Here is a 612-nt window from a genome sequence, read left to right on the forward strand (position 1 = left end):
TGTCCCAGTACCAGCTGTCGGTCATCATCAGGCCCTCGGCATTGGCCAGTCCCAGCGCATGGATGTCGTTGATCACCATCAGCAGACCCACCAGCTTCATGGTCTTGGTCACCCCGAATTCCTTGGCGGCCTTGATCGAATTGACGGTATCTTCGCCCGCATTGGCCAATCCCAGGATCTGCGCCTTGGACGCCTGCGCCTGCAGCAGGAAGGACGACAGGTCCGAGGATTGCGGCGGATGCTTGATCGACCCGACGACCGTGCCGCCACTGGCCTTGACCACGGCGCTGGTGTCATTGGCCAGCGAATGGCCGAACGCATAGTCCGCCACCAGGAAGAACCAGGATTTCCCGCCCTGCTTGATCACCGCACTGGCCGTGCCCTTGGCCAGGGCTACAGTGTCGTACTCGTAGTGCACGGTGTAGGGTGTGCATTCCTCGTTGGTCAGGCGGGCGGTCCCGGCGCCGATGTTGATGTAGACGCGCTTCTTCTCGGCCATCACCTTGTTCATCGACAAGGCCGTGGCCGAATTGACGCCGCCGATCAACATGTCCAGCCCGCGTTCGTCAGCCCATTCACGGGCGCGGGTGGCGGCGATGTCGGCCTTGTTCT

The 612-nt window shown here is 62.1% G+C and carries 1 protein-coding gene; it reads right to left on the reverse strand.

Going from position 1 to position 612, the window contains the following annotated elements:
• On the reverse strand, window positions 1-612 hold a 612-nt coding region (locus B3873_RS14400), incomplete at both ends, for an ABC transporter substrate-binding protein (protein WP_286866877.1).

It is taken from the genome of Herbaspirillum sp. UBA812 (genome assembly GCF_002296545.1).
GTDB lineage: Bacteria > Pseudomonadota > Gammaproteobacteria > Burkholderiales > Burkholderiaceae_D > Herbaspirillum > Herbaspirillum huttiense.